The following is a 26,843-nucleotide window of genomic DNA, read 5'->3' on the forward strand; positions in this document are numbered from 1 at the left end:
AAACAACTGTCACTGGAGTAGAAATGTTCCACAAGTTGCTCGATGAGGCTGAACCTGGTGATGCAGTAGGAACTCTTCTCCGTGGTGTAGAACGTGATGATATCGAGCGAGGCCAAGTTCTTGCAAAACCTGGTTCAATTAAACCAGTGACTGAGGCAGAAGCTGAAGTGTATGTATTGGCCAAAGATGAAGGTGGACGTCATACTCCGTTCTTCAGTGGGTACAAGCCACAGTTTTATATTCGGACAAGTGATGTTACTGGTGAAATTGCCTTGCCTAATGGCGTAGAGATGGTTATGCCTGGAGACAACACGCAAATGCACATAAAGCTAATAAACCCAATGGCGATGGAGCCAGGTTTAAGATTTGCTATTCGCGAAGGTGGAAGGACTGTTGGCGCCGGAGTAATTACCAGCGTCTCCTAGGAGAAAATGTGGCTAAGAAAAGAGGAGATGTTCGCCAATTAATTGAATTAGCTTGCACGGAGTGCAGGGAGCGAACTTATCACAGTGAAAAAAATCGAAGGAACGACCCTAATAGGCTTGAGCTGAACAAATTCTGCCCTCGTTGCAGATCCCACCAGCTTCATAGGGAGGTTAGGTAATTGACTCAAGCTAAAGGACGAAATCCGCTTCGTTCAGTTTTGGACGGAGGGCAAGCTAGGAAGCGTTCAAGATTCGCTATTGTGGGTGAGGTATATAGCGAGCTCACAAAAGTAACTTGGCCTTCACGGGAGGATGCAACGCGTCTTTCGATTTTAGTTATAGGGGTTTCTGCTGCGATTGGCTTGATTCTTGCAGCGTGGGACTTAGGATTTAGCGAACTAGTGGAACGTCTTTTCTTGTAGTTAGCCGCTCGGGTCTAGCAGCAATTGTGCAAGCGCTTGGAAAGTTGAACAAAATGACAGAGCAATTAATTACTACAGAATCTGATACTCATTGGTACATTATTCACACATATTCTGGACAAGAAGATCGTGTGAAGCGCAATTTGGAACTTCGAATTGAATCTATGGATGTCAAAGATAAAATTTTCCAAGTTGTAGTACCTACTGAGGAGGAAATAGAGATTAAAGAGGGCCAGCGAAAATCTGTCCAGAGGAAGATTTTCCCCGGCTATATATTAGTTCAAATGGAGATGGACGACCAAAGTTGGTATGTTGTGCGCAACACGCCTGGTGTCACAGGTTTTGTCTCTTCTGAGGATGAAAAAGAACGCCGGCCGAAGCCTGTACCATTAGGTCAACAAGAAGTCGACGGAATTCTGAATAGGATGGAAGCACCTTCACCAAGAGTCAAAGTAGGTTTAACTGTTGGCCAAATGGTACGAATAACTAGCGGTCCCTTTGCAGAATTTATGGGCGCGGTGGATTCAGTCGATGAAGATAAAGGTAAATTGAGAGTTTTGGTTTCCTTCTTTGGACGAGAAACTCCTGTAGAATTAGATTTCTTACAAGTAGAGAGGGCATAGTGGCAAAGAGAGTTAGAGCAATATTAAAACTACAGTTGCCTGCGGGCGGGGCTACTCCTGCTCCTCCGGTAGGCCCTGCATTGGGCCAGCACGGAATAAACATAATGCAGTTCGTGAAAGAATATAATGCTCGAACTGCAAATCAGGCTGGCACTATAATTCCAGCTGAAATTACAGTGTTTGAGGATACTTCGTTTACTTTTGTAACAAAGACTCCTCCAGCATCTGAACTAATTCGAAAAGCAACCAATCTTCCTAAAGGTTCCGAACGTGCAAGGCACGAACAAGTTGGAGTTATTTCACGTGCGTCTTTACGTGAAATTGCAGAATCTAAACAAAAAGATTTGAATGCAGCAGACGTTGATGCAGCTATCAAAATAATCGAAGGTACCGCTCGCAGTATGGGAGTGGGGGTTGAAGGAGAGTAAATGGCTGCTCAAAGTAAGAGATATACGAATGCTTCTGAACATATAGATAAAGAAAAGGCGTATGACGTTTCTGAAGCTATTGAATTAATAAAAAAAACTTCTACTACTAAGTTTGATGAAACTGTAGAAATTCATATTCGAACTAGTGCTGACCCGCGACACGCGGATCAGCAACTCCGTGGTATTGCTACGCTACCCCATGGTTTGGGTAAATCAGTACGTGTAGCAGTGTTTGTTACTGGCGAGGCAGCTAGAGCAGCAACTGAGGCTGGTGCTGAAATTGTTGGAGCTGATGATTTAATCGAGAAAGTAGATGGGGGGTTTCTTGATTTCGATGTTGCCATTGCGACTCCAGACATGATGGGGAAGATTGGTAAATTGGGCAGGGTGCTTGGCAGGAAAGGATTGATGCCGAATCCTCGTACTAACACGGTGGTCCAACCGCACGATATTGCAGGCGCAGTTGAAGAGGCAAAGAAAGGCCGAGTGGAACTGCGAATGGACCGTACTGCAATTATCCATTCCCCTGTAGGTAAAGCTAGTTTTGATAATGATAAATTAAGAGATAACGTGGCTTCAGTAGTCGATACTATCAATCAGCTTAAGCCTACTGCAATAAAAGGCCAGTTTGTGAAAACAGTATTCCTTACTACGACAATGGGTCCAAGTGTGCAATTAGATTTGGGCTCGACTATGGCAATGAAAATAGAGTAATATATAGCTTAGCACCGAAGACAGTGGGTCTCTAGAAATAGAGTTAAGCCATATGGGCCCACCGAGGTTTCCTGACTTTAATTGTTATGAACCCGCGTCTTCGGATGCGGGTTTTTTTGAGGTGAATTATGCCGACAGAGGCTAAAGTACAAGCAGTATCGGAGCTGGTAGATAAGTTAAGTCGTGCTTCTATTGCTATCTCCACTGATTTTTCAGGACTAACAGTCAACGAGATAACGGCGTTACGTCGTCATCTACGTGAGGCTGGCGTCGAATACAAAGTGGTTAAAAATAGAATTGCTTCAATTGCTGCGGAACAAGCAGGACTGGATTCTTTTAAAGAAATCCTCGAAGGAGCTTCAGGTATTGTCTTAGGTTACGGAGAGCCTGTTGCGGCAGCCAAGGCTGTAGATGAATACATCAAAGAGAGTCGTGCGGAAATGAAGATACGCAAGGGTATCTTGGAGGGCTTGTTGATATCCGAATCACAAGTAATAGCATTGGCTGCTCTTCCTGGCAAAGACCAATTGATTGCCAAGCTTTTAGGTCAAATGAATGCACCTATTTCGGGCTTGGTGAATGTATTAAGCGGACCTACTCGAGCCTTAGCTATTGTTTTACAGCGCAGGGCAGAGCAGCTAAGTGCTAGTAATTAAATTAAAGGAAGTATAGGGGGAAATATGGCAACGAAAGAGGAATTGTTAGAGTCTATAAAATCACTATCTGTTCTTGAGCTTGCAGAGCTGGTTAAGGCTTTGGAAGAGGAATTTGGCGTTAGCGCGGCTGCTCCCGTAGCTGTTGCGGCTGCACCTGCTGCTGGTGGGGATGCTGCCGCCGCAGGCGATGGTGCTGAAGAATCTGACGAAGTTACTGTGACACTTCAAGAGATTGGCGCAAATAAGATTAACGTTATCAAGGTTGTAAGAGAACTTACCAACTTGGGATTGCGTGAGGCTAAAGAATTAGTAGAATCTGCACCTGCTGCTATTCGAGAGAATATCAGCAAGGACGATGCTGCGGACACTGTTAAAAAACTTGAAGAAGCCGGTGCAACCGCATCCGTAGCGTAGTTAAGATATAAATTTAGAAGAGTGTGGTGGGCTCTAATGGTCACCACACTCTTCTACCGAAAGTAGGCGTATGTCATTAGGCGAAGTTCTCAAAGATGCTCTGGACAGAAATGAGAGATATATGATCCCTGCTGTTGAAGGTTTGTCGAGAGACCAATTAATGCTGAGGCCTGCTCCGGAATCTAATCCGATTGGCTGGCTCATGTGGCATCTATCCCGGGTCCAAGATTATGCCGTATCGACGCTTTCATCTGAAGAGACTGAGTGGGTTAAGGGCGAATGGTATAAGCACTTCAATATGGCTCCGGATCCTGGCTATCGTGGTAACGGAGACTCTAATGAACAAGTGGACGCGTTTTCTGCACCCAGTGCTCAAATTCTTATTGATTATTACAAGGCTGTACGCCAGAACACAGACAAGTTCCTCAATTCATTGAATGAATCTGAACTAGATCGAATGGTACCTCCCGTCAGAGGTACGGATCTGGTTCCTTTGAGAGAACGCCTTCCCGGAATAATGGTGGAATCTATTCATCATGGTGGGCAGGTTTCTTATGCTAGAGGTGCCTTGCTTGGAAGAGGATGGCTCGACGCCTAATAGTTCTCTCTTTTACGCAGTGCCCGAATCTCGTCGATACCAATTCCGCTACCAAGTTTCATAATGCAGAATTTCACTTACTGGTCGACGTTTAGATCCCCCAAAATGCTCCCCATCGGCAGGCCATCCTACCGGCACCATGCATGAGGTTGTGTATTCATTTGGTATACCTAGAAGTTTTTTAACCTCGTTTTCATGGCGACGATGGAACGTCGTGATAACGGATCCAAGACCCAATGCAGTGGCTGCTAGCATTAAATTTTGAACTGCGGGGTAAATCGATGCCCCGCTAGAAAAACTAGGAGTTCGCCCATTGGCTTCACTGATGCATGGAAAGATAAGAGCTGGGACCTCAGCCAGATGGTTAGCCAAGTATTGGGCAGATCTATACACGGCATTGCGGGGCCTTGAAGGATCGGATTCGTAAACTGCAATCCATCCATCATGATACCAATTTGCGATTTTATCTTTTTTATCTTGCTCGGTTACTACAACGAAAGACCAAGGTTGTTTGTTGCTACCAGAAGGAGCTCGGATGGCAGAATCAATAATACTCTCGATTAAAGACTTTGGTATTTTTGTAGGTTTAAATTTTCGTATTGCTCTTTGAGCGTAAATGGTTTCAAACAAATCAGGCATTTAAATTCCTATTAAATGGATCAGTAATTTAGTGAGAGGCTTAGATCACAGTCTTAGCCCACCTAATTAAGGGCTCCCAGTCTACAGTAATTAATGCTTAAGCGCTGAGGCTATATTTGTCTACACTGATTGGCTCGAACGAGATGTAGTCTTTTATCACTCGGCAGGCTGGAGATGGATTAAAATACGACCATGCGGCAGCTTCTGCTTCTCGACCTCTAATCCGCAGTGTCCAGAATGTAACCTTCCCATTATCTTTGCTCCAAATGGAATAATGCATTGGGTAAAGGAATTGCATTTTTATGTCCTGAGAAGGGATGTAATATTCCGAATGCATACCTGTAGCTGTCACTTTTATCGCACGGCTAGTGGAAGCTACTACAACCCCAGCGAATTCAATCGTAATAGTAGTATCAGGGTATTCAATAGATACTTTGGGCTTACTTGAATCTGATTCTAATTTAATCATTTACTGTTTACTTGGCAGATAGTGGATATAATTTTTTGAGGTGGGGTTTATGGTTCGTCACCATAATTTTCCATATGTGAGACCGCTCCTCTGCTAGCGAGCTCTTTTTCAAAATGCAGCCGTATCGCAGGATCTTCTTCTTTAAATTGGATTTGGGGACCACCTGTTTCTTTATATCTTGTTCCAACGTAGCCCGCAAACCTGGGGTTTCCGTATCTCAAAACTAGATACCGAATGGGTTCAGCACTACAGTTGAAATGCTGATGGTACCCTGGCCCAGGAGACATAAGAGTACCTGCTTTGTAACTCAATTGTTCCCACTCCGTTCCTGGTGAAGGATAAACACCTTCAGGCCACTGCAAGTCATAACCATCTCCGCTTAGAAAAAGGTAGGCTACATCTGAAACTAAACCTGCTTTTTTGCGATTCGCTTCACTTGTATGCGCTTTTTTATAGGTACCAGCGGGGAATTCTGATAAATGGCAAATGAAATGGCCGTTTGCCATATTTATCATCATATTTGCTCCTGGGCCCCGTGCAGTCCATCGATCAAGATTGACGTTATACACATTAGGAATGAAATTCGTTTCCATAAATCGATCTTCTAATTTCGTAGATTTTCCACTGAAATAGAGTTCATCATTTGGATCGAATCGATCTGGAAATGTCATTGGGCAATCAAAAATAAATTCAGGGCTGCCATATAGATTGAATGCGGTAGGCGCGTTAGTCGCCCCATAAAGCCTTGCAGTTTCATCACCGCTCGCATTATAAATTTCATGCCATGAATTTAATGGGATCGAAAAAACACTGCCAGTTTGCCATTCAAAAGTATGCTTAGGCGTGCCTTCATACCATACAGCAGTTGCGCCACGACCTTTGACAACAAAAAAAATCTCCTCATACATATGTCTTTCTAATTTAAACGACCCACCTGGAGGTATATCGCAGACAAAGCGTATTGTTCCTTGATTATTAACTAAAGCTCCATCTAATGGTTCTCCAGTCAAATCTAATAACGCTGCCTTTGTACCTGTCCGCTCCCAATTAGCAACTTCAATAGTATTAATATCAGGAACTAATTGCTGGGTATGTACTGCCAGCCCTTCATCGGATACCCATTTTTCATAAGGAGTCAGTGTCCATGGTTCATAACGTTCTGAGATAGAAACCATATTACCTCCAATCTGCTTCATTGATTATGCTTAAATCCATAACTCGACAGATAATGTATGAATGCTAACCTGTTGTGTAGATTCTTCAAAGAGGGCATGCGATGGATAATATAAAAAAGGCTGCGATGGACGCAATTGATCGTAATCGGAAGAAGCTAGAGGATCTGAGTTTGAGGATTCACTCGAACCCTGAAATTGGGTACGAGGAGGAAAAAGCTTCTAATTGGCTTGAAGATCAGCTGGATCAAGCAGGTTTTGTTGTGGAACATGGGATCTGCGATTTACCCACTGCTTTTAAAGCCACGAAAGGTTCAGGCCCGTTACATATTATTGTATGCGCAGAATATGATGCCCTCCCTGGGATAGGGCACGCGTGTGGACATAATGTGATTGCTGCCACAGCAGCAGGTGCGGGAATAGGAGCTGCTGAAATTGCAGATGATATCGGACTAAAAGTCACGGTATTGGGTACGCCAGCAGAGGAAGTTTTGAGATCTGGAGGCAAGATTCACTTGCTTGAAAATGGAGCCTTTGATGACGCACATGCAGCTATGATGACTCATCCGGCGCCTTGGGACGTGGCTACTTGGCCTATAGTGGCTGCTGCATTCATGGAAGTTCACTACGAAGGTAAATCTGCTCATGCTGCTGGGTTTCCCGAAAAAGGAATAAATGCGGCTGATGCAATGACAATTGCACAAACATCTATAGGGTTGTTACGCCAACAAATTCGTACTACGGACAGAGTTCATGGAATGATTACAAATGGAGGCGATGCCTTTAATATCATTCCTGCTCATGCGTCCGCTGACTATGCAGTGAGGGCTCGCACTTTGGATGAATTAGACGAGGTTTATCAAAAAGTTTTGCGTTGCTTTGAGGCAGGTGCATTGGCAACGGGTTCTAAGCTAAAGATAATTGGAGGAGATAAGCCATTTGCGCATTTAGAGCACGATTTAGAAATTGCCAATCTTTACCAGCTTAATGCAGAGGTTTTAGGTCGAAAATTTCCTGAATCAAATTTAGACAGCCCCGCAACACCAGTTTCTACTGACATGGGTAACGTTTCTTTGATGCTTCCCACTATTCATCCCGCCATTGGAATTGACTGCTTGCCTGCGGTCAATCATCAGCCCGAGTTTACTGCTGCATGCGCAACAGATTCTGCACTTCAAGCACTTTACGACGGTGCAGTTGCCATGGCATGGACCATGATTGATATGGCGTCACAGCCCCAAATAAAAGATAGATTGCTACATAAATAAAGGCAGCACCTGAAAATTCGAGGTGCTGCCTTTATTTATATTGTTTCAACTAAGCGACTAAACGTATCGCTACTACTAAGACTACGGTAATCAAGATGCCTGCGACAATCGTTCCTCTTATTGAGTCTAATGGGTTTTTCATAATTGAATTTTCTCCTATGGTTATTTCTTCTTACGCCCAAAGACCTTGTAGGTGACGAGCGGCCACCATGAAGAAGAGCATCGGGAATGAAAGCATAGTATTAGTACGTGAAGCGAGCAGTGCTGTGCGTGCCCATTTTGGCTGGTCGGCAGGTGCCGCAGTACCATTATCCATAGTGTCTTTGACAGCAGCAATTATTTTCTGCTGGTTAGGCCAAATAATGAACCATACATTAAACGCCATAATTATTCCGAGCACTCCACCAATAGCGATGTTACGGAATTGATATGAGTCCCAATAAGCGCTACCTTGCTCATAAGCGAACCCAAGGATCAAAGCAATTCCGAAGGCCAATGTGGCTAACGATGCCCACCTGAATATGTTTAACGAAAACGGGAGTATTGTTGTTTGATACTGCGGTCGCGCTGACGCTTCCATACGCGGTAATGCAACGGCCTGTATAAAGTTATAGAAATACAGTATTCCGATCCATAAAATTCCGCTAAAAATGTGTCCAACCCGCATGAGGTCAAGGTATATTGCTGTTCCAGTTAATTCCACGACACACACTCCTTACACTTATTCGTGGCGATTCTACTCTACAATTACTTCTCCGACCATACCTTCTGATGCGTGTCCACTAATAATACAAATCAATTGGTAAGTCCCGGGCTTAGTAAATGTGTATTCTTCAATGGTAGGTTCATCATTTCTTGAAACTATCCAATTTATTCCTAGCTCCCTGATCGTAAATGAATGGACGGAATCAGTGGAGTTCATCACGAATTTAACTTTTTCATTGGTTGAAAAAGCAAGACGTTCAGGTACAAAATTATAATTATTCATGATGATATTAACTTCTCCATCAGTGACTTTTGTTACGGTTGGAGTAGGTAGAGTTTCGGTCGCGCTACAGCCAATTATCATGAATAAAGCAACGCTCGTTACCAACGACATTGAAAATGTACGCATACTTAACAAATCTCCTAATTGGCTGTTAATTCTGAGAATGCGATTTTTGCTATACCGGCCATCGTATCTATCTCATTTTGTGTATGTGCTAGTGATACAAACCCGCATTCAAATTGTGACGGTGCAACATAAATACCGCTGTCTAAAAGATGATGGAAATATTTGGAGTAGGCGGAAGTATCGGAGGCTGCAGCACCGGCCCATGAACATACTTTTTCATTCGCAAAAAATACAGTAAACATAGATCCTACCCGATTGATTTGAATTGGCAGATTGGCTAGAGCCGCTGCTTTATATAACCCTTCTTCAGCCCTCGCCCCTAAAGCTTCAAGCGCTTCATATGTTTTTGGTTCACTTAATTTACTAAGGCAAGCTATGCCCGCAGAAACTGCAAGAGGATTCCCTGAAAGCGTTCCGGCTTGATAACTTGGACCAAGAGGGGAGACCATTTTCATGATTTCACGCTTTCCACCATAAGCTCCTACGGGTAAACCCCCACCAATTATTTTGCCTAGACAAGTCAGATCTGGACTTACTCCATAAAGATTTTGTGCTCCTCCATAACTGACCCGAAAACCAGTAATTACTTCATCAAAAATCAGCAATATACCATTTTGGTCACATAGCTTCCGAAGCCCTTGGAGGAACCCATTACGTGGCTTTACCACTCCCATGTTTCCTGCGATAGGCTCGACAATTATTGCTGCAATTTGATTAATATTTTCATCGATCAATTCCACAACAGAGTTTAGATCGTTGAACTCTGCTACTAGTGTTTCAGATGCGTAACTAGCTGGAACACCTGCACTTGTAGGTACGCCATGCGTAGCTGCTCCCGATCCTGCTTTTACTAGAAGGCCATCTGAATGGCCGTGGTAATTACCATTAAATTTAATTAGTTTGTTTCGATTGGTATATGCACGAGCTATGCGAATTGCGCTCATAGTGGCTTCAGTTCCAGAGCTCACTAGCCGCAGCATTTCTATAGACGGAATAGCGGTTGAAATTAATTCGGCTAGCAAAAGTTCTTTCTCAGTAGGTGCTCCAAAGCTAGTCCCTTCAAGAGCAGCTGATCTAATCGCATCTACAATCACTGGATTTGCATGTCCAAGGATTAGGGGTCCCCAAGAACCAAGGAAATCTAAATATTCGTTCCCGTCAACATCCCAAACTTTTGATCCAAGTCCTTTTGCGATGAAAGGGGGTACTCCTCCCACACCATTAAATGACCTTACAGGGCTATTCACTCCTCCTGGCATCAATTTTTGGGAGCGATTAAATAATTCTTGCGAACGTGTTTGATTCATACTCATCCCATTGCGATCCTTACTTTAAGCGCAACTGGGTCGCTTAAAGTGGATTTATATTTTGTGTAATTTGACAATAATGACCAGCGATCCCTATATACAGATAATCTTTCTCCAAGAGACTCAATGTCATTTGGTGTACCAAGATTAAGTACCCATGACGCTTCGACTGGTGCACCTGATGCGAATCTTTCAAATACAATTGACGGTATTAGCCAACATTCGTAATTAGAAGTCACACAAAGTATGAATAAATGTGCTCTTGGCCTAAATCTATCCATCTGAAAAGAGGACGAATCTTTTTGGGATATGGGTTCTCGGATAATTACTTCAGTATACGTACCATCGCCAGTACGTATGGCAAAATCTATGTCGGAGCTTGTATTTAGTGGCTTAAATACAGAAACTCCGCTTTCAATTAATTTTAAGCTGATATATTCATGAAGAGTTGGCATAGACTCAGTTTGATGTAAGGGCCTCGGCAGCAGATTTGGCGAAATAGGTAATGATCAGGTCAGCTCCTGCTCTTTTTATACTTGTGAGCATTTCAATCATTGCTTCTTGCTCATCAAGCCATCCGTTAGCAACTGCAGCCATGAGCATGGAATATTCGCCAGACACATTATACGCTGCAATTGGGTGATCAAACCGACTTTTTGCCTCTGAAATTATGTCAAGATAAGCTAGTGCGGGTTTGACCATTAAGATATCAGCACCCTCAATCGCATCTTGTGTCAATTCTCTTATTGCTTCATTAAGATTTGCGCCGTCCATTTGGTATGTTTTTCGGTCTCCATTTTTAGGAGCAGATTCTGCAGCTATCCTAAACGGTCCATAAAAAGCAGAATTCATTTTTGCTGAATATGCCATAAGAGGAATATTTTCAAATTTCTGGGAATCTAAGGTTTTTCTAATTGCTTGTATTTGCCCATCCATCATAGCCGACGGAGCAATTATGTCGGCGCCTGCACGAGCGTGTGAAAGAGCAATTTCTCCTAATAAGTTAAGAGTTTGGTCGTTATCGATAGTTCCATTACTTTGAAGGACTCCGCAGTGGCCATGATTAGTGTATTCACACAAACAGACATCCGTAATAACAATAAGGTCAGTAAATTTTTCCTTTAGCTTTTTTACAGCAGTCTGAATAATGCCCTCATCACTGTATGCTTCTGACCCAGAATCATCTTTTGTTGGGGGTATACCAAACAACAATATCGAACGTATACCTAAGCGGGTGGCCTCTTCGACTTCTTCTAGCAATAAATCAATCGATAATTGATTTTGTCGAGGCATTGGTTCTATTGGGATTTTACGATTAACGCCAGAGGTGACAAAAAGAGGATAGATAAAATCGTTTGGGCTAAGCCTAGTTTCCTTTAATAATTCCCTTAATGATGGTGTTCGCCTTAGCCGGCGGAGCCTTTTTATAGGGAATTGAGACTGAGTATTTTGAGGAAATTTGTTATTTTGAATTTGACTCATAGCCCATAAGTTCTAACAAAGCAGAATGTAGCCCTGATATCGTATGCTCTTTTGCTTCAATATCTACAGTTACACCTAAGGATACAGCAGTTTGACTAGTAACTGGTCCAATAGAAACCACTTTTGAAGCATTTATTCCTGAGATATCACCATTTAGTAGCTCGACTAAATTTTTCACAGTAGAAGAGCTAGTAAAGGTAATTGCGTCTATAGTGCCTGATGACAAAATTTCTTGGGCACTTCCTGAGCTATTTTCAGGAGTTTTCGTGTTGTAGGCATCAAGTTCTGTTACATTTGCTCCTAATTTTCTCAGCCCTAATGGAAGCGTTTCGGAGGCTATGTCTGCACGGAATAATAAGAAATTTACTCCTCCAATAGAGTAAGGTTTGAATGCTTCTGACATAGCTTCTGTTGTGTAGACATCAGGTATTAAGTCAGGGCGTATACCATATTTTTCGATTTCCTCTGCAGTGGCTGGTCCTATAGCACCTACCTTATTTTGGGAAAAAACCCTGGAATCAAGCTCCAGAAATTTCATTCTATTAAAAACTGCATCAACGCCGTTAGCGCTAGTGAAAACTACCCAGCTATAGTTACTGAGAGAGTTAATGGCGGCATCAATAAGCTTATAATTTTCTAAAGGTTGAATTTCTATAGTGGGGAGCTCTACTGGGTTCCCACCTTCCGAGCGAATCAAATCACTCAGCCTGCTCGCTTGCGTCCTAGTGCGCGTGACTAGTATTTTTTTCCCAAATAGAGGGCCTTGATCAAACCATCTTATATCGCCTCTTAATTCAACTACGTCCCCGATTATTGAAACTACAGGAGAGCTGATATTTGCAGCAATTCCTTTGCTTACGATATCGGAAAAAGTTCCATCTACTGTTTTTTGTTCGGATATCGTCCCCCATTGAGTCACTGAAATAGGGGTCTTTGGCGACTTACCTTCTTTTATAAGTGCATCAATTATTGATGGCAAACTTTTCCATCCCATGAGTATGACCAGAGTACCAGGTGTTTTAGATAATGCCTTCCAGTCCAAGCTTGACGTTGGTTTTGAAGGATCCTCTGAGCCAGTTACTACAGTGAACGCTGTAGACACCCTACGATGCGTAACGGGAATACCAGAGTAAGCTGGTACAGCAATAGCAGAGGTGATTCCTGGGATTATTTCAAATGGAACCCCTGCATTTTTTAATGCTATGGCTTCTTCACCACCTCTTCCAAATACGAAAGGATCTCCACCTTTGAGGCGGACAACATTTTTTCCTTGTAACGCAGCTTTGACTAATTGTTCATTTATCAGTTCTTGGAATGCCCCTGGGGTATCGGGTTCTTTTCCCATGTATACGAATTCTGCCTTTTTTGCTACATCGAGAAGCTCGCTAGGTGCTAATCGATCATGAACCACAACATCTGCATTTTGCAGTAATTTATACCCCTTCATTGTTATTAAGCCAGGATCACCAGGGCCTGATCCTACCAAGTAAACGGTGCCTATTTTCAATATAAACTCTCCAGTAATTGGGCGGCGCCTTGTTCAATCAACGCCTGATACGCTGCCTTTGCTAAAAGCTCAGGTTCGTTTGGTTCTCCTGTAACTTCTACTCGGTAGCTCATTGAACCATCTGGCTCAGTTAAGGTTGCGAATAATTGAAGTGAATTATCCTTCATGCTGGCATGAGCGCCAAGAGGGATATTGCACCCCCCTCCGGCTTGTTGAAGCAACGCTCTTTCTGCTTTTACCGCTACGCTGGTTGGTATATCAACAATTTGATCAACCATACCAATTAGTTCGACATCATTTTTTCGTACTTCGACAGCTATTGCAGCTTGACCGGGTGACGGAGTACATATTTGAGGTGATAGGTACTCTGAAATATAACGTTCCATACCTAATCGTTTTACACCTGCAGCCGCAATTATTACACCATCGTAATTATCTCCTGATGATTTTTGGATGCGTGTCTCTACATTACCTCGTATATCCAAGAACTTAAGATGCTTTGCCCCATGTAGCAGTTGCGCAGCACGTCGAGTGCTACTTGTGCCAATCCTTGCGCCTTCGGGTAAATCTAAAAGAGTTTTTCCCCACCGATTTACTAATACATCCCTAGGATCTTCTCGTTCAAGCACGGGAATTGTAATTACCTCTTCCCTTTGTATGGTCGGTAGGTCTTTTAGGCTATGTACTGCAATATCGATGCGCTGCTCGACCAATGCTTGCTCTAGCTTAGAAGTAAAGGCACCGATGCCTATAGATTCTATTTTTTCTTCGGGGAACTCATCGCCACCTGAAAGTATTTGAAGAATTTTAAAATTTGCATTGGGATTTATTGGTCTTAATCGGGCAAGTACAGCTTCAGTTTGAATCAAGGCAAGCTTGCTGCCTCTAGTACCTATTCGTATTGAGCTTTCCATAAGGCGCATTCACTCTCGAAGCCCGAAGAGTTCCCGAGCGTATTGTGTAAAAGAAGCATCGTTTTTTGATCGCAATGATGCAGTGGGAGCGTGCAATAATTTTTTGATAATCGCCTTTGTCATTTTATCAATTTTCTCTGCATCTTCGGAAGAAGATAGTGATATTTGTTGTAAAGTTTTTGATATTTCTTCGGCTCGAATGTTTTCAGCAAAATCGTGAATAGCAGAAATTGTTGGTGTAACTAATCTTGATTTCCACCAATTCCTGAACGACTCCACTTCTTCAGCAATAATTGATTCTACTTTTGAGGCTTCTGCTTCACGTTCGATTCGGTTATTTGTTGCTATTGACTCTAAGTCATCTAAAGTGAAGATTTGGACACCTGGAATATCATTCGCTCCGTGCTCCACATCTCGTGGTGCAGCAATATCCATAATTAAAAGTGGTCTTTGTTTTCGATTATCCATTATTTCCGCTAATTCGCTCTTAGAAATAATGTGCTCAGGAGCTCCCGTAGCTGTTACGACGATATCGGATTGAATTAATAAAGAGCTTAGGTCATCAAGAGATGCTATTTCAGCGTTAACGTCATTAGCAAGATCGTGTGCATTTGTAATTGTTCTATTAGCTATTGTGATTTGCTTTGAGCCTGAGTCTCGCAGAGCTTGAGCAGCTAGACGTGATGCCTCTCCGACTCCGATTATCAATGCTCTCACCTGTTCTAATTGCCCAATGTACTGCTTGCTAAGCTGCACACAAGCCCTACTTACAGATAATGCATTGCGACTTATTGATGTCTCGGTCCTTGCTCTTTTCCCTGTTCGGATTGCACTATGGAACAGGTGTGCAATTGTTCCTCCAGCAATGCCCTGCTTCGCAGCGGCACTAAAAGAATCCCTAACTTGGCCAAGTATCTCAGACTCGCCTATTATTTGTGAGTCTAAACTCGATGCAACTCTAAATAGGTGGGTTACGGCTTTTTCTTGTTCAAGGACATAAAGATTTTGCTGGAAATTATCAATTTCGACCTCAAAAAAGTGCTGCAAAAAATTACGATGTGCTTTTATACCATGCTCAGCATTAGTTGCGACACTATAAATTTCCGTTCGGTTACAAGTTGCAACTATTACACCTTGGGATGTGTAATTTGAGAAAGCATTTAATGCCCGGGGCAGGGCATCATTCGTTAAACTGACCTTCTCGCGTACATTGATAGGGGCGGTTTTATGGCTAAGGCCTGTAAGAAGAATACGCATTTAGTTGCTTTCACCCGCACTTAAAGCATCTTTCAAATATGCTTTAGCGTATTTGATTTGCCCAGATTGGACATTTTCAAGCAAGTGGGTATCCATTGCAGACTGCCATTTTTCTGGTAACGCAGTTATACCTTCAGATTTCAATTCACTTCTTACTTCAGCAAGTACTTCAATTGCATCTGCCCATTCAATACACCTACAAAACCCTTCATGGTTAAAGTGTTCTGGGTTTTGAGTCCCATCAATAAGCTCTCGAAGCTTCCGGGCTAGAGCAGGACTTTTCCCTGCAGTAGATATAGCGATAGTTACTGGTCCTTTTTCAATTATGGAAGGAGCAATGAAACCACATAATTCGGATTTATCTACTACGTTTAGAAAAATTTTCCTTTGTTCTGCTTCTTGAGCGATAGACTCGTTAATTTCTGAATCATCGGTAGCTGCAATTGCCAGCCAGGCACCGTCTAAATCCCCAGCCTGATAGGTTCGCTTATGCCATTGGATTGTCTTTTTTCTCGCCAGCTTTGCGACAGATGAAGTTGAGTCTGGGCTAATCAAGGCAATTTTTGCATTTGCAGCTAATAATTGTTCGATTTTTCGTTCCGCAATTATGCCCCCTCCAATGACCACTACGAAGCGACCGTTCAAATCAAGAAAAGCGGGGTAGTATTGGTTGTAATTATCCAGCGTACTCTTCCTCAACGAAATATCGAACACGAGTTTTTTTGTATTCTCGACTGCTGTACAGAAGTAGGTAATCGTCTATCCCTGTGTAATTAGCTATTTCCGTAGCGACGTCTTCACAAGTCTGCTGATTGGTTGCATGGATCATAGTGAAATGAGTGTATTTCCAATCAGGGAAAGTAGGTCGTTGGTAGCAATGAGAAACCCATGGGCTTTCAGCCATTTTTAGACCTACTTCAACAGCTTTTTCTTCTGGGACATGCCAGACTGCCATCGCATTTGCATGGAATCCTGCTTTCCGGTGATACAGTACAGCACTGTAGCGGCGCATAATTTGCCTTTCGACTGCAATTTTTGCCCATTCGAATAATTCTGCCACACTAATACCAAGCTTTTGAGCCATATCATCAAATGGGTAAGGGGTCACTGGCAGGTCTTCCTGCAGCTCTCTAATGAATTCTATATCTCTCTCTGAAAGATCTTCAGCGCGATTCCAGTTTTCATTTAATTCAGGTTTCTTTTCGACCGCTGAGCCTGTTCGGCCGTAGCCATCAGGTGAGAAATATTCGTAGGCTGCGCCCTCCTGCTTGATCATGTCAAAGTTAACACCGATCTTGAAGAATCGAATAGTAGGCATAATTCGCGCTGCAATTGCGCCTGTTTCTTCAGCCATTTCATTAACTACGGAATCAATATCTTCATGGGGTGGAACCGCAATGGTAAACCAAAGATTAAAATGCCCATTGCGGGCGTAATTATGGCTAACTCCAGGGTGCTTGTTAATGCGTTGTGCTGCCTTATCAAGAATATCGTCAGGATACTTAAAAGCAACGAGTGTGGTTTTGTACCCGAGTCGCCTCGTGTCAAAAATGGCACTAACTTGCCTTATAACGTTTTCTTTCTTCAGCCGCTCGATTCTTCTCATAACTTCGCTTTCAGTTGAGTCAACTGCCTCTGCGATTCGCTTGTAAGGAGCGGGGTCCAATGGGAAATCCGATTGAACTAGATTTAGAATTTCGCGATCTAATAGGTCTGGCTGGGTTGTAACAGTCAAATTGCACCCTCGTTCCTTTAAAGATAATAGGCAATTGGCTTTAGGTCAAACGTATTTTTGTCTATGATGCAGGGGTGAGCAAAAATTCAGACAGTAAATCAAGCAAAAAAGGACTATTTTATGGTTGGTATATAGTCGCGGCTATTTTCTTCATGGTCTTTGTATCAGCAGGCTTCCGTCAAAGTTACGGACTGTTTATACCTTCTTGGATTGATGAATTTGAAGTTTCAGTATCAACTATTTCATTTGTCTCCGCTGGAGGCTGGGTAGTTAACGGAATAGCACAGCCAATTGTTGGTCGTATGTCCGATCAGTATGGCGCTAGAGTGGTAATGGTATGGAGTGTCGTAGTTTTGGGCATTAGCACTGTAGGAATGGCCTTGGCTACGGGTATTTGGGTTTTAGCTTTTTTTTACGGGATATTTGGTTCGTTCGCAGTTGCTGGTGCGCAATTTACACCAGTCACACCCTTAATCTCACGTTGGTTTGTTAAAAAAAGAGGCATGGCGTTGAGTTTTCTCACGTCGGGGGGTTCAGCGGGCGCGATGCTTATAGTTCCTTTCTCAGCTTTCTTGATGGCTATGACAAATTGGCGATGGTCGCTTTTTGCTCTTGCTGCAGTGATTTTATTATTAGCGATGCCATTGGTATTACTAATTGTGCGAAATGAACCTAAGGAAATGGGAGTCTTTCCGGATGGCCAGTCTGATTTCAGCGATAGCAAAGATAATCAGCGATTAATGAGAGAAGGCCCATTGGCCGTATCAAAATGGCCTGATTCATATCGTTCGGCACCTATGTGGCAACTTACTCTTTCTTACATCGTATGTGGGGTGACTACGGCAATAATCTCTGTTCATTTCGTGCAGTATGCTAAGACCGAAGGTATAAATGAAACATCCGCTGCTTTGGCATTTGGGTTGCTAAGTTTTATGAACTTGGTAGGTGTTTTAGTTCTCGGCTTTATTTCAGATAAAGTTAAGAGGAAAAATGCATTAGCCGTAATATATGCTTTTCGTGGAATAGGTTTTTTGGCATTATTGATTTTCCCTAGTTCGTATGGGATCTGGATTTTTTCAGTGATTGCGGGTAGCTCTTGGCTAGCCTCGGTTCCGCAGACTAGTGCCTTGGCAGCTGAAGTATATGGGATCCGTAATGCTGGAACCATTACTGGCATGCTTAGCATGGTTCACATGATTGCGGGGGCGGTTGCTGTAGCTGCAGCTGGGCTGAATTACGATATTCTTGGGACGTACGATTTGACATGGCTTAGCTCGTTTGCCCTGTTAATTGCAGCAGCCATAATTTCTTTTACTCTTAATGAGCGACAATATTCTGCTAGGTATAATCCTGTTTATTCGGGAGCGTAGCGTGAAATTTTTTAACCCAGTTTATGCGCACCATTCCGAGCCAACTGACACAGAACTTCTACAATGGCTAGTTGAAACCGTCGATCTGGTTTTAGGTTATAACCGATGGTTGGTAATGGGCTTAGTTGGCTGTGTAATCATTATATTTCCTGTTGCTGTAATACTTCTCGCAAAGTATAAGAGTCGTTGAAATTTTATTTTTTGGGCGGCTTTGCAAGGAAGAAAAATGCAGCTGCAATAAAACTTGTAATTGCATAAGCCGTGAAAACTGGAATGTAATTACCGATTGAATCATGAACGGCTGCGGGTATTAAAGGGCCAGCTGCCATAGCGGGTGTGATTAGAAGTATAGTGAATCCATTTATAGACCCTACATGTTTTCTGCCGAAGTAGTCTGGCCAAGCCTGAGCCTGCAATTGCTGAGAACCTCCAATGACTAATCCAAGAGGCCAAGTCGCAGCAAATAGAGCAATTGGGCTACTTGCCAGTGTAAAAAAAGATATTGCGAATCCATATGCTAGGCCATAGAACGTCATTCCAATATGTACACCGAATTTGCCTGCTATAAACCCCCAAAAAGGGCGCCCAAAGATTGCTCCAAATCCATAGAAGGCAAATGCAGTAGTAGCTGTACTATATGAAAGCCCTTCATCAGTAAAATATGGAACCATATTTGCGATAATTCCTGTTGCGGGAAACCCGGTTAGCACAAAAGCGATAACGACAAGCCACAGCGATTTTGTCCGAATGGCTTCTTTTCGTGTCCAACTAATCTCGGTATCTGAAGCACCAGAACTGAAGGAATTTTTGGTGGGTATAATCTGCGCATTATCAGGTAAGAGGCCGAAATCCTCAGGTTTCCTACGTACGATAATCCATGCTAATGGGGCAAGTAATACGATTTCAAGGACACCTAATGTTGCCCACCCCGCCCGCCAAGATGTTTGCTCAACCAGCAGCGCAAAAATAGGGACCATTGCGAAACCAAAAACAGCCCTGCCGCCGCTAAACCAAGCGAAGGCGGCAGCTCTCCTACGTATAAACCAATTTGCGATTGCCGTTCGAGGACCGATATTCTCAAGACCTGTTCGGGCTATACCTACTCCAATTCCTAGAAGGAGATAGTATTGCCATTGTGCCCCAATGAATGCTAGACCTATAAGGCTAAGCCCACCCAGCAAAGCACTTAACGTCATTCCTACCCGAGCGCCATGCTTATCGAATAAACCCCCTACAAGCATTCCAAACCCAGCTGTTACAAATGTGGCAATGGTTAGTGCTAACACAAGCTCTGTGCGGGACCATCCGAGATCGTCTTCCATTGGAACTACTAGCACTCCAAATAGATAACTTGTTGCGGCCCCATGAATAAACAAAGAAAGAAATGAGACTCCAACGATCTGCCATCCTCGGTACAAAGAGAAAAAATTGAAATATCGTAAATACCGCAAATTTATGTATTCCCTAAAGTGATAATGGCAATGCCTACTACGATTATGCTTGTGGCAAATAGCTTTGTCGCAATTGATGAAGCTGTCGTTATTTCACCTAGCGCGCCTTTCCATATTAAGCCAATTATTAAGCTATAAATAACTAAGAAAAATGAACGAGTACTTGTTAGCGCAGTGACTAATGCTGCTGGTCCAAGAGAGAGAGCCCATAGAGATAGGAGTAGGCTTACTGTAGCAATGATAAATTCATTGGTTCCGCTTACCAATAATGCGGGACTACGCCGCGCAACCAATCCTCTCAAATCATTCCAAGGATCCCTTCGTAGATTGAAAAATAAAAACACTGATCCTAAACCAAGTGAACGTAGTGCATGAGTAAACAGTACGGGGAGTTCATCGACTGCTATTTTACCAAAAATGTGGGCACTGCCTTGGATTGCACTCCCTATCATCAGTATTGCTAAAGATTTATTTAAAAAAGCTTTGCGATTTTTAAAATCAACCTTTACTGAAATTATGGTCGCGCCCATAACTACGGCCAAGATCGCTAGCCATTCGTAAATCCCAAGATTTTCTCCTAAGAAAAAGAATGCAAAAATAGCTGTAAATATTGGGAAGCTTTGAAATACGGGGACTGTTCTCGATACTTCTTCTGTGTAAAGGACATACATCAAAAACTGGGCACTCACGCCCCAAAGGAACCCAGAGAATAGCGCCCAAAATATAAGCGTGATAGTTGCAGTCGCAGGAACTTGTACCGCGCCTAGAATTACTACACCAACAGTTGTCTGTGCTATACCAATCATTAGAGGTAATGTTCTTGGTGTATTGGCGTATTTATAAATAACAGTCTTATCAAAAATATTTACTATTCCTGAGACTGCTGAGCCTATTAAGGCTATCGTAATCCAATCCAAACTAGCTGAAGGCCTTGTCGTAAGTAAGACAAGCGTCATTTCTTACAACATGCCCTGGTAGAGCACCTGTATGTTCTCCATTTTCAATGAGTACTTCACCGTTAACAATGGTGTAAGGAATTCCTCGTGCTGTTTGTTTCAATCGCATAGCGTTACCGGGGAGATCGTAAGACTCTTCAGATTCATTGAGGCTTAGCGCTTCATAATCAAATACGATTATATCGGCCTTACTACCTATTTCTATTCTACCTCTACCAACTACCCCAAATATATCTGCAGGAATAGAGGTTAATTGGCGAACTCCTTCTTCGATTGACATTATTTTTTTAGTACGTACCCAATGACTAAGAAAATAAACTCCGTATCCGTATCCGCCTTCTCTGACAACATGCGCTCCAGAGTCTGACAAGCCAATTAATGTGTGAGGGTGATTGAGAATTTCAGACATTGCATCGTCATCATTGTTTTGCTGGTTACGAGCAAACCAGGTTTTGAGCTGCTCTTCAATGCTGAGGTCAAGAAAAACATCTAAAGGATCTTTAGATTGTTCCAGTGCTAGTTCTTGAATGGTTTTGCCGGTAAGTATTGCATTAGATTGTAACGCAGTTTTAACGATAACTACGTGATCCCAACGACCAGAAAAGCCTAAAGCAGTTTTGTTGTTGTTTTCTTCAATTTCTTTGGCTAACTGTATGCGTGTTTTTCTTTCTGAAAACGCAGAAATTTTTTCTTCATCAGTACTATTCATGATGGATTTCCACGTAGGCATGAGATTGAAAAACTCGGCACTATTCATCTGGAAAAATCGGAGCCCCGGGCGAGGGTTGATTTGAGGGTAGACTTTTACGTTACCACGCGAATTTACATCCTCTAGGTGTGACAAATGTTTTTTCCATTGTTGTGGTTCAAGGACACTTTGCACGATTGATAGATATGTAACAGGTCTTCCGCTAGATTCGGAAATTTTTGTACAAATTTCATCACTTAATTCCTGGCCTAAAGGATCCCCAACCTGAATTACACCGGTATCTAACTCTTTTAAAGTACTTGCCACGCTATAGAGTTCATCTAGACTAGCAACGTTGCTTGGGAGGGGTCGACCATCAAGGCCTACGTGCCTAGGGTTGCGGTCAAATGATATGCCAAGTGCGCCTGCTTCAATGCTTTCTCTAATAGCATCTTGAATGGCTTCTATTTCTTCTCCTGTGGCTGTGCGATCATGGGACTCTTCTCCCATTACCCATCGACGTATGGCTGAATGCCCAACCATTACACCGTAGTTAATTCCTAATTTATTGTCCAACGATTCAAGGTATTCTCCAAAAGTAGACCATCCCCAAGGAACACCATTGATAAGTACGTCGTAGGGTATAGCCTCTACCTTCGCTAGCATCCCTGCAAGTGCAGTTTCGTCACCAGGTCGAACAGGCGCTAACGTCAAGGAGCAATTCCCACTTACGACTGTAGTTACTCCGTTGAAGCAAGAAAATGTACATAAAGGATCAAAAGTTACTTGGCCATCATAATGTGTGTGATGATCAATGAAACCTGGAGCAACAGTGTGATTTGTTGCATCAATAACTCTATCGGCGGAAGAATCTAAGTTTCCAATATCAGCAATCAAGCCGCCTATGATGCCAATATCGGCTATATAAGCTGCTTTGCCAGTACCATCTACAATGGTTCCATTTTTTATTAGAAGATCAAATTTCATCGCATCCTCCCGTTGCCAGTTTGGCTATAGTACTACGTTTAGCTAACGAATTTATGAAAGGGCACCCGCAATTTCTTCTTCAGATAGTTTATATACGGATCTAGCTTTCTCTGCGGTAATAATACCGTCTTGCAAATCGCCTTTTACAAGCTCTCTATCCCGATCTTGAGGATCTAATACACCGCCTCCACCGCCAGTTTCAATACTAAAAACATCCCCAGGTTTTAGTCCTATGTTTGAAGCGATCCCAGGGTATTTTTCTTGGTTATTGGTATCGGGATGCACTACTACATAAGCATTCGCGCCTGCATCGCCTCCGTCAACTCCAGAAGCTTCGCGTTTTGCTGCACCACCGGATAGTCTGCTATTGGATCGAACTTTGTATTCACGAATGTAGCCCGGTCCTCCACGAGATTTCCCATCTCCTCCAGTATCGGGCAGTGTTTCGAATCGTGTTACATCTACTGGAAATTCTGATTCAATGATCTCAAGACTGGTGAATCTGCCTCCACTTGCGCGTGCACCTACACCAGTGAACCCGTCGCCACCATCCCATGCACGTGCCCCAGCATACATAAGCTCATATTGCACATATTGGCGATCATTATCTCCTTGATAGCCAATGACAATTGAGCTTTGAGTAGAGCCATGAGCTAATGCTGGTTGACCGGCTGCTTTAGCCATAGCTGACATAATAACGCTTTCTGCAATGGAAACAGTTTTAGAATAAAAGCCTACAGGACCAGGAAATTCTGGATCCAGTATGCTGCCTTTTCTGAACCGGCATTCGATTGCATTGCCGAGTCCATGATTTATCGGCAGGTACGGATCAGTCATTGCTATTGCAGCGTGGTATACCAATCCCCTGATAAAAGGCTCTCTTACATTGATAGGTGCCGAAGCTTGGTTTCCAGTTTGAGTGAAATCCATGATCAGTCGATCACCCTCTTTAATTGCGGAGACATGTAAACGTATGGGGTTTCCTGGATTTGATGGGTCATCAACCCACGTCTCAGATTCGTGGACACCGTCTGTCCATTGAGCAATAAGATCTCTTGCCTGCTGTTCAGTTCTTGTACCTAAGTCTTCAAACATTTGTAGAAGAGTGTCTGCACCGTAAGTATTTATGGCGTCTTTGACTCTTTCCTCACCTATAGAAAAACATACTCCGGCTTTAGCGCTTAGGTCGCCAATCATCATCTCCGGAACCCTGCTATTGGCTTTTACAAAAGATGCAGTGTCCTGTACTAATTCGTAGTTTCGCATGTAGCGTACCGGCATGATTTGAAGACCTTCGCCGAATAAATCACGTGATGTTGCATTACGACTACCAGCTGCTACACCTCCAATGTCTGGAGTATGTCCCATACTTGCTGCAAAAGCGATCACCTGTGAATCATGGAAAATAGGCGTCATGATAACCATGTCATTTGCGTGGGGGCATCCACTGTAATAAGGGTGATTAGCAAGAAAAGCATCACCTTCAGCCATTTCATCCAGCGTATAAAATTGTAAGAGTCCTTTGACTGATTCAGGGTATGCAGCCATATGCGTTGGATGATTTGATTGGCCAACCAGCCTGCCCTGTTTATCGAGAACTCCACAGCTGAAATCATGCGATTCACGAACGATAGTGGAGAAGCCCGTACGAAACACCGCTTTCTCCATTTCTCTGACAATGCCGTCAAGGCGAGCCCTTAAGACTTCATAGGTTATTGGGTCAACGCTTGCCATATTTTGCTCCTCACGCTATATCAATCACAATGTTTAAATAGTCGTCAACTTTGGCTTTTTGCCCTGGGTAAACAACGGTTGTTGAGTCTAATTGCTCAACGATTGCAGGGCCGTTGAAGTTATGCCCTGGTTCTAATAGTTCACGATTGTAAATTGGGCATTCAACAAGGCCCTCTTTACTGTCAAAACACACTTGTCTATTTCCTAGTTTTGCAACATCGGACGAGGTTTTTGCCGATTCTCTCGATTTAAGCGATGCTTTCGAGACTATAGCGGAAGCACGTAATCTGTAGTTTACAGCTTCTGCATCTTCGTCGGCTGCAGCATGCCCAAACATTTGTTCATGAGTACTATCAAATCTACTGCGCGCGGCCGCAATATCGTCTTGATTTAATTCGTCTGAGCCACCAAGTGGAATTGTAAGTTCGTACCCTTGGCCTAAGTAACGAATGTCTATTCCAAATTCTAATTTTAGTTGGTCAAGGGAATAACCTTCATTCAGGAATTCGTTTTCAGCTTGAGAACGGAGTTCTCTCAACACACGTGATAACTCATCGGCTTTTAATTCAGATACAAGTCGCAAACGTGAGCGCACGTAATCTCTTCTGGGGTCTGCCATAAGTAGTCCTAAAGCTGAAGTTACTCCTGGTGCAGGAGGAACAATAACTTTGGACATTCTCAGATCTGCTGCAAGTCGGCCGGATGGAACTGGTCCTGCTCCTCCAAATGCAACTAAAGTAAAATCTCTTAGGTCATATCCTTGCTCGGTAGAAACAGCGCGAATGCCTTCTTCCATTTTTGCATTGACGATGCGAATAATTCCTTCGGCCGTTTCTAAGGTACCTAGACCAAGATTATGAGCCATTTCGGTAATAGCTTTTTCAGCACTTGTTTTATCCAATGCAACGCGTCCTGCAAGCTTGGACTCAGAGTTGAGGAAGCCTAATACTAAATTAGCGTCTGTTACGGTAGGTTGCTTACCTCCACGTCCGTAAGATACTGGACCGGGATCAGCGCCAGCACTTTCTGGACCGACTCTCAATCCTCCCCCAGATTCTACGGTTGCTATAGTTCCACCGCCTGCTCCAATAGTGTTGATCATGAGCATGGGAACTGCTAGTTCCCAATCTCCAATTCTCCCTGTAGTTGTCTCAAGTACACGACCCTCTTGCCCTAGTGCAATATCGGTGCTGGTACCTCCCATATCTAAGGAAACTGCATTTGAATAACCTGCGGTGGACGCAATTTGCATTGCTGCCATTGCTCCTGCACATGGTCCTGATAAAACTGTTGTTACAGGAGTAACGCTAGCAATTCTTGCGACTCCCCCATTACTTTGCATTACATAAAGAGCGTCGCTAGTAACCTTGTGTTCTCTTATTCTCCGCTCTAACGCTTCCAAATAAGTGACCATCATTGGAGCAATATATGCGTTCGCAACGGTTGTGCTTAGTCGAGGGAATTCACGCATTTGTGGTAATACACTGGATGATAGTGAAACTGTTGCTTCCGGCAGCTCTTGCTTAATAATTTCTTCTATCCGTTTTTCATGCTTATCGTTTAGGAAAGAGAAAAGTAAAACTACTGCAATTGATTTGATCCCCCTTTTACCGAGGGATTTAACTGCTTCAATTACGGCACTTTCATCAAGAGATTTAGTAATTTCACCTTTGTAGTTAACCCTCTCTTTTGCTTCACGTCTAAAGCGAGGAAGTACCGGAGGCTTTTTTTCAACATATGGGCTTGTGACTTTACTAGTGTCCTCGCTTGGTGCAAGGTGCCATACATCATTGATGCCTCCAAAACCTTCAGTTACAAACAAACCCACGTGCGCGCCTTTTCCAGTTAGAAGGGCATTGGTACCAACGGTAGTTCCATGCGATAAAGAAAGTACATCGGAGGGCGAAAGACCTCCGGTAAATATTTCTGCGATGCCATCAATGATTGCTTGGCCTGGATCAGCGGGAGTTGAGGGTAATTTTAAGACGGTTAGTTCACCAGAGTCCTGGTCTAATACGACCATATCTGTAAACGTTCCACCAGTATCTACGGCAATAGCTTTCATGGTTCTCCAATATTTTTTGTTGAGCCTCGTTTATATAAGCGTGCTGCGATCGTGTCAATTAAATTTTTGTCGCCAATAGTACTTAGAAATTGATACTATGGTATTAGGCTAAACAAGTTTCAATATCGAATTGTATTACAGTATTAAGATACTGGTAGCAGGGTGGTAAAAATTTGGAATTTTGCCTCTAAGTATCATAGAGGATGATTACAGTATGGAGATTAATGTTCGCTCGCTTGTTTTAGTACTTGTACTAATAAGCTCTGCTGTCGTTGCACTTGCTTGTGGATCGACGGAAAATCCTGCTCCGGAAGCGAATTTAGGGGTATCTCCTACTTCTGGTGATGCCTCGCCACCACCGCCACCGGATGACTTGCCTTCCGATGCTCCTGGCGACGCTCCTGGCGACGCTCCACCGCCACCGGATGATTTGCCTTCCGATGCTCCT

General features: G+C 43.1%; 31 protein-coding genes and 1 other annotated feature. Of the genes, 12 read left to right on the forward strand and 19 right to left on the reverse strand.

The annotated features are described in order from the left end of the window. The 9 genes from MK127_04240 to MK127_04280 all read left to right on the forward strand — a co-directional run. On the forward strand, positions 1-425 hold a 425-nt coding region (locus MK127_04240; protein MCH2532005.1), incomplete at its 5' end, for an EF-Tu/IF-2/RF-3 family GTPase. 8 nt (positions 426-433) lie between these two features. Beyond that, positions 434-604 carry a 50S ribosomal protein L33 gene (rpmG, locus tag MK127_04245; protein ID MCH2532006.1) on the forward strand — a complete coding sequence of 57 codons (171 nt, stop codon included), beginning with the start codon at positions 434-436 and terminating at the stop codon, positions 602-604. Then, on the forward strand, positions 605-847 hold the full coding sequence (gene secE / locus MK127_04250) for a preprotein translocase subunit SecE (GenBank protein ID MCH2532007.1): 243 nt from the start codon (positions 605-607) through the stop codon (positions 845-847). Positions 848-900: 53 nt separating this feature from the next. Beyond that, positions 901-1,470: a transcription termination/antitermination protein NusG gene (gene nusG, locus MK127_04255; GenBank protein MCH2532008.1), complete on the forward strand. Its 570-nt coding sequence runs from the start codon at positions 901-903 to the stop codon at positions 1,468-1,470. After that, positions 1,470-1,898, forward strand: coding sequence for a 50S ribosomal protein L11 (gene rplK, locus MK127_04260; protein MCH2532009.1), 429 nt, complete (start codon positions 1,470-1,472; stop codon positions 1,896-1,898). Before nusG ends, rplK begins: the two co-directional genes overlap by 1 nt. Beyond that, the gene (gene rplA, locus MK127_04265; protein MCH2532010.1) at positions 1,899-2,612 is read left to right on the forward strand and encodes a 50S ribosomal protein L1; all 714 of its coding nucleotides are present in this window, start codon (positions 1,899-1,901) and stop codon (positions 2,610-2,612) included. After that, positions 2,609-2,740 (forward strand) — a sequence feature (ribosomal protein L10 leader region). It overlaps the preceding gene by 4 nt. Further along, positions 2,741-3,268, forward strand: a complete 528-nt coding sequence (gene rplJ / locus MK127_04270) for a 50S ribosomal protein L10 (GenBank protein MCH2532011.1) — start codon at positions 2,741-2,743, stop codon at positions 3,266-3,268. Between the two features lie 24 nt (positions 3,269-3,292). Further along, positions 3,293-3,682, forward strand: coding sequence for a 50S ribosomal protein L7/L12 (gene rplL, locus MK127_04275; protein ID MCH2532012.1), 390 nt, complete (start codon positions 3,293-3,295; stop codon positions 3,680-3,682). A 70-nt stretch (positions 3,683-3,752) separates the two neighbouring features. After that, a complete protein-coding gene (locus MK127_04280) occupies positions 3,753-4,280 on the forward strand; it encodes a DinB family protein (protein ID MCH2532013.1) in 528 nt (175 codons plus the stop codon). Positions 4,281-4,328: 48 nt separating this feature from the next. Here the strand turns inward: MK127_04280 and MK127_04285 are convergent, their stop codons facing one another. The 3 genes from MK127_04285 to MK127_04295 form a co-directional block, all read right to left on the reverse strand. Further along, a complete protein-coding gene (locus MK127_04285; GenBank protein ID MCH2532014.1) occupies positions 4,329-4,919 on the reverse strand; it encodes a nitroreductase family protein in 591 nt (196 codons plus the stop codon). Positions 4,920-5,016: 97 nt separating this feature from the next. Next, positions 5,017-5,388 carry a DUF427 domain-containing protein gene (locus tag MK127_04290; protein ID MCH2532015.1) on the reverse strand — a complete coding sequence of 124 codons (372 nt, stop codon included), beginning with the start codon at positions 5,386-5,388 and terminating at the stop codon, positions 5,017-5,019. A 47-nt stretch (positions 5,389-5,435) separates the two neighbouring features. After that, on the reverse strand, positions 5,436-6,563 hold the full coding sequence (locus MK127_04295) for a cupin domain-containing protein (protein MCH2532016.1): 1,128 nt from the start codon (positions 6,561-6,563) through the stop codon (positions 5,436-5,438). A gap of 101 nt (positions 6,564-6,664) precedes the next feature. Here MK127_04295 and MK127_04300 point away from each other — a divergent pair, with 101 nt between their 5' ends. Further along, positions 6,665-7,828: a M20 family metallopeptidase gene (locus MK127_04300; protein ID MCH2532017.1), complete on the forward strand. Its 1,164-nt coding sequence runs from the start codon at positions 6,665-6,667 to the stop codon at positions 7,826-7,828. A gap of 172 nt (positions 7,829-8,000) precedes the next feature. Here the strand turns inward: MK127_04300 and MK127_04305 are convergent, their stop codons facing one another. The 10 genes from MK127_04305 to MK127_04350 are packed head-to-tail and all read right to left on the reverse strand — an operon-like array spanning position 8,001 to position 17,144. Then, on the reverse strand, positions 8,001-8,531 hold the full coding sequence (locus MK127_04305) for a urate hydroxylase PuuD (protein MCH2532018.1): 531 nt from the start codon (positions 8,529-8,531) through the stop codon (positions 8,001-8,003). Between the two features lie 33 nt (positions 8,532-8,564). Further along, complete coding sequence (locus MK127_04310; protein MCH2532019.1) at positions 8,565-8,942, reverse strand: cupredoxin domain-containing protein; 378 nt, start codon at positions 8,940-8,942, stop codon at positions 8,565-8,567. Positions 8,943-8,956: 14 nt separating this feature from the next. Further along, on the reverse strand, positions 8,957-10,249 hold the full coding sequence (gene hemL / locus MK127_04315) for a glutamate-1-semialdehyde 2,1-aminomutase (protein ID MCH2532020.1): 1,293 nt from the start codon (positions 10,247-10,249) through the stop codon (positions 8,957-8,959). A 2-nt stretch (positions 10,250-10,251) separates the two neighbouring features. Further along, entirely contained in the window at positions 10,252-10,704 is a 453-nt protein-coding gene (locus MK127_04320) for a hypothetical protein (protein ID MCH2532021.1), read from the reverse strand. Between the two features lie 4 nt (positions 10,705-10,708). Then, complete coding sequence (gene hemB, locus MK127_04325) at positions 10,709-11,731, reverse strand: porphobilinogen synthase (protein MCH2532022.1); 1,023 nt, start codon at positions 11,729-11,731, stop codon at positions 10,709-10,711. Beyond that, positions 11,712-13,238, reverse strand: a complete 1,527-nt coding sequence (cobA, locus tag MK127_04330; protein ID MCH2532023.1) for a uroporphyrinogen-III C-methyltransferase — start codon at positions 13,236-13,238, stop codon at positions 11,712-11,714. Before cobA ends, hemB begins: the two co-directional genes overlap by 20 nt. Further along, complete coding sequence (gene hemC / locus MK127_04335) at positions 13,235-14,152, reverse strand: hydroxymethylbilane synthase (GenBank protein ID MCH2532024.1); 918 nt, start codon at positions 14,150-14,152, stop codon at positions 13,235-13,237. Before hemC ends, cobA begins: the two co-directional genes overlap by 4 nt. Before the next feature lie 9 nt (positions 14,153-14,161). Continuing rightward, positions 14,162-15,409 carry a glutamyl-tRNA reductase gene (gene hemA / locus MK127_04340; protein ID MCH2532025.1) on the reverse strand — a complete coding sequence of 416 codons (1,248 nt, stop codon included), beginning with the start codon at positions 15,407-15,409 and terminating at the stop codon, positions 14,162-14,164. Further along, positions 15,410-16,054, reverse strand: coding sequence for a bifunctional precorrin-2 dehydrogenase/sirohydrochlorin ferrochelatase (locus MK127_04345; protein ID MCH2532026.1), 645 nt, complete (start codon positions 16,052-16,054; stop codon positions 15,410-15,412). 31 nt (positions 16,055-16,085) lie between these two features. Continuing rightward, the gene (locus tag MK127_04350; GenBank protein ID MCH2532027.1) at positions 16,086-17,144 is read right to left on the reverse strand and encodes an AsnC family transcriptional regulator; all 1,059 of its coding nucleotides are present in this window, start codon (positions 17,142-17,144) and stop codon (positions 16,086-16,088) included. Between the two features lie 74 nt (positions 17,145-17,218). Between MK127_04350 and MK127_04355 the strand changes: the two genes are divergently transcribed. Continuing rightward, positions 17,219-18,514 (forward strand): MFS transporter, encoded by a 1,296-nt coding sequence (locus MK127_04355; protein MCH2532028.1) that lies wholly within the window; start codon positions 17,219-17,221, stop codon positions 18,512-18,514. Between the two features lies 1 nt (position 18,515). Beyond that, entirely contained in the window at positions 18,516-18,704 is a 189-nt protein-coding gene (locus MK127_04360) for a hypothetical protein (protein ID MCH2532029.1), read from the forward strand. A 4-nt stretch (positions 18,705-18,708) separates the two neighbouring features. On the opposite strand, the gene MK127_04365 is transcribed toward MK127_04360, so the two are convergent. From MK127_04365 to MK127_04390, 6 genes are all read right to left on the reverse strand, one after another. Beyond that, the gene (locus MK127_04365) at positions 18,709-19,851 is read right to left on the reverse strand and encodes an MFS transporter (GenBank protein MCH2532030.1); all 1,143 of its coding nucleotides are present in this window, start codon (positions 19,849-19,851) and stop codon (positions 18,709-18,711) included. Positions 19,852-19,967: 116 nt separating this feature from the next. Beyond that, positions 19,968-20,921, reverse strand: coding sequence for an EamA family transporter (locus MK127_04370; protein ID MCH2532031.1), 954 nt, complete (start codon positions 20,919-20,921; stop codon positions 19,968-19,970). Beyond that, complete coding sequence (locus MK127_04375) at positions 20,884-22,596, reverse strand: amidohydrolase family protein (protein ID MCH2532032.1); 1,713 nt, start codon at positions 22,594-22,596, stop codon at positions 20,884-20,886. Before MK127_04375 ends, MK127_04370 begins: the two co-directional genes overlap by 38 nt. Positions 22,597-22,647: 51 nt before the next feature. Next, the gene (locus tag MK127_04380) at positions 22,648-24,330 is read right to left on the reverse strand and encodes a hydantoinase B/oxoprolinase family protein (GenBank protein MCH2532033.1); all 1,683 of its coding nucleotides are present in this window, start codon (positions 24,328-24,330) and stop codon (positions 22,648-22,650) included. A 10-nt stretch (positions 24,331-24,340) separates the two neighbouring features. Continuing rightward, positions 24,341-26,395, reverse strand: coding sequence for a hydantoinase/oxoprolinase family protein (locus tag MK127_04385; protein ID MCH2532034.1), 2,055 nt, complete (start codon positions 26,393-26,395; stop codon positions 24,341-24,343). A 207-nt stretch (positions 26,396-26,602) separates the two neighbouring features. Further along, positions 26,603-26,843 (reverse strand): hypothetical protein (locus MK127_04390; GenBank protein ID MCH2532035.1); only part of this gene is annotated, 241 nt, incomplete at its 5' end.

The organism is Dehalococcoidia bacterium (genome assembly GCA_022449765.1).
Classification (GTDB): domain Bacteria; phylum Chloroflexota; class Dehalococcoidia; order Lucifugimonadales; family Australimonadaceae; genus UBA2963.

Excerpts from the sequence above, each read along its gene's own strand:
- hemL (MCH2532020.1), bottom strand. The coding sequence starts at position 10,249 with ATGAATCAAACACGTTCGCAAGAATTATTTAATCGCTCCCAAAAATTG.
- hemA (MCH2532025.1), bottom strand. The coding sequence starts at position 15,409 with ATGCGTATTCTTCTTACAGGCCTTAGCCATAAAACCGCCCCTATCAAT.
- MK127_04300 (MCH2532017.1), top strand. The coding sequence starts at position 6,665 with ATGGATAATATAAAAAAGGCTGCGATGGACGCAATTGATCGTAATCGG.
- MK127_04380 (MCH2532033.1), bottom strand. The coding sequence starts at position 24,330 with ATGGCAAGCGTTGACCCAATAACCTATGAAGTCTTAAGGGCTCGCCTT.
- hemC (MCH2532024.1), bottom strand. The coding sequence starts at position 14,152 with ATGGAAAGCTCAATACGAATAGGTACTAGAGGCAGCAAGCTTGCCTTG.
- nusG (MCH2532008.1), top strand. The coding sequence starts at position 901 with ATGACAGAGCAATTAATTACTACAGAATCTGATACTCATTGGTACATT.
- rplL (MCH2532012.1), top strand. The coding sequence starts at position 3,293 with ATGGCAACGAAAGAGGAATTGTTAGAGTCTATAAAATCACTATCTGTT.
- MK127_04375 (MCH2532032.1), bottom strand. The coding sequence starts at position 22,596 with ATGAAATTTGATCTTCTAATAAAAAATGGAACCATTGTAGATGGTACT.
- MK127_04310 (MCH2532019.1), bottom strand. The coding sequence starts at position 8,942 with ATGCGTACATTTTCAATGTCGTTGGTAACGAGCGTTGCTTTATTCATG.
- MK127_04370 (MCH2532031.1), bottom strand. The coding sequence starts at position 20,921 with ATGACGCTTGTCTTACTTACGACAAGGCCTTCAGCTAGTTTGGATTGG.
- MK127_04385 (MCH2532034.1), bottom strand. The coding sequence starts at position 26,395 with ATGAAAGCTATTGCCGTAGATACTGGTGGAACGTTTACAGATATGGTC.
- rplJ (MCH2532011.1), top strand. The coding sequence starts at position 2,741 with ATGCCGACAGAGGCTAAAGTACAAGCAGTATCGGAGCTGGTAGATAAG.
- MK127_04295 (MCH2532016.1), bottom strand. The coding sequence starts at position 6,563 with ATGGTTTCTATCTCAGAACGTTATGAACCATGGACACTGACTCCTTAT.
- MK127_04285 (MCH2532014.1), bottom strand. The coding sequence starts at position 4,919 with ATGCCTGATTTGTTTGAAACCATTTACGCTCAAAGAGCAATACGAAAA.
- hemB (MCH2532022.1), bottom strand. The coding sequence starts at position 11,731 with ATGAGTCAAATTCAAAATAACAAATTTCCTCAAAATACTCAGTCTCAA.
- rplA (MCH2532010.1), top strand. The coding sequence starts at position 1,899 with ATGGCTGCTCAAAGTAAGAGATATACGAATGCTTCTGAACATATAGAT.
- MK127_04280 (MCH2532013.1), top strand. The coding sequence starts at position 3,753 with ATGTCATTAGGCGAAGTTCTCAAAGATGCTCTGGACAGAAATGAGAGA.
- MK127_04320 (MCH2532021.1), bottom strand. The coding sequence starts at position 10,704 with ATGCCAACTCTTCATGAATATATCAGCTTAAAATTAATTGAAAGCGGA.
- MK127_04290 (MCH2532015.1), bottom strand. The coding sequence starts at position 5,388 with ATGATTAAATTAGAATCAGATTCAAGTAAGCCCAAAGTATCTATTGAA.